1 protein-coding gene and 1 pseudogene are annotated in these 1312 nt (G+C 64.7%); both read right to left on the bottom strand.

Going from position 1 to position 1312, the window contains the following annotated elements:
• Positions 1-151: 151 nt before the first annotated feature.
• Positions 152-880 carry an IS21-like element helper ATPase IstB gene (istB, locus tag EH240_RS36985; protein ID WP_125007246.1) on the bottom strand — a complete coding sequence of 243 codons (729 nt, stop codon included), beginning with the start codon at positions 878-880 and terminating at the stop codon, positions 152-154.
• A pseudogene (locus EH240_RS36990) lies at positions 813-1312 on the bottom strand (IS21 family transposase); the annotation flags it as partial. The pseudogene EH240_RS36990 and the gene istB, both read right to left, overlap by 68 nt.

The following is a 1312-nucleotide window of genomic DNA, read 5'->3' on the forward strand; positions in this document are numbered from 1 at the left end:
CGCTGTCAAACGGCTTCCAAAACTGACCCCCGATCGGCGTCCAATTTTGACCCCCTGTAATGCGCGGCGGTCAGCGTTCGCCCGGGCGGAGCTGGTCAGGGTTGCGCAGCCCGGGCGAGCGCGGATGGCGCTTGGCAGCTTGATGGGGTGATCAGGCGCGGTTCTTGAAGCGCCAGGACTCGTTTCCGGTCTCGATGATCTCGCAGTGATGGGTGAGACGGTCGAGCAGTGCGGTGGTCATCTTGGGGTCGCCGAAGACGGCGGGCCATTCTCCGAACGCCAGGTTTGTGGTGACGATGATCGAGGTCCGTTCATAGAGCCTGCTGATCAGGTGGAAGAGCAATTGCCCGCCGGCCTGCGCGAACGGGAGATAGCCGAGTTCATCGAGCACGACGAAGTCGAGCCGGGTGAGGTAATCGGCGATCCGGCCCTGCTTGCCGCTGCGATGCTCAGTCTCAAGCCGGTTCACGAGATCGACGACGTTGAAGAAGCGGCCACGTGAGCCGTTGCGGATCAGGGCGCGGGCAATGGCGATTGCCAGATGCGACTTGCCGGTTCCGGTGCCGCCGATAAGCACGGCGTTGCGCTGGTCGGCGACGAAAGTGCCGTTGGCGAGGTCCCGGACCAGCACCTCGTTGACCGGCGTGCCGTCGAAGTCGAACTCCTCGATGTCCTTGGCGATCGGCAACTTGGCGACGGTGAGCTGGTATTTGATGGAGCGGGCCTGCTTCTCGGCGATCTCGGCCGACAACAGATCGCCGACGATCCTCGGCGGCTCGTGCTGGCGCTTGATGCCTGTCGCCATGACCTCGTCATAGGCGCCACGCATCCCGTAGAGCTTCAGCGTGCCCATCAGATCCAGAACCTGGGTGCGTTCCATCAGCTTGCCCTCCTGAGGCTGTCGTAGCGGGCGCAGTCGGCCTGCGGCTCGTGCTGCAGGCGAAGAGCGTCCGGGGTGAGAATGGTGACGGCCGGCGGCGGATCGCGCCGCCGCGCCAGGATGTTGATGATGACGGCGGCGGAGCAGACATTCTGGTCGAGCGCTTCCTGGCAGGCGGCCTCGACGGCATCGATGCCGTCGGTCAACACCGTGGCCAGGATCGACACCATCTGCCGATCGCCGTCATGCGCCGCTTTTAATCGGCGTCGGATACGCTCCATCGCTGGTGGCAGAGCCCAGTCCCGGAATGGCGCGCCATTGCGCAGCGCACCGGGCTTGCGGGCAAGTACAGGGACGTAATGCCAGGGATCGTAGACCGTTTCGTTGCGCCCGAAGGAGCGGGCATGTTCGGCGACGACCACGCCGTCCTGG

The organism is Mesorhizobium tamadayense (genome assembly GCF_003863365.1).
In the GTDB taxonomy this organism is placed as follows: domain Bacteria; phylum Pseudomonadota; class Alphaproteobacteria; order Rhizobiales; family Rhizobiaceae; genus Mesorhizobium; species Mesorhizobium tamadayense.

What these genes read in the sequence shown, in the direction of transcription:
- istB (WP_125007246.1), bottom strand. Translation starts at nt 880, where the DNA reads ATGGAACGCACCCAGGTTCTGGATCTGATGGGCACGCTGAAGCTCTAC.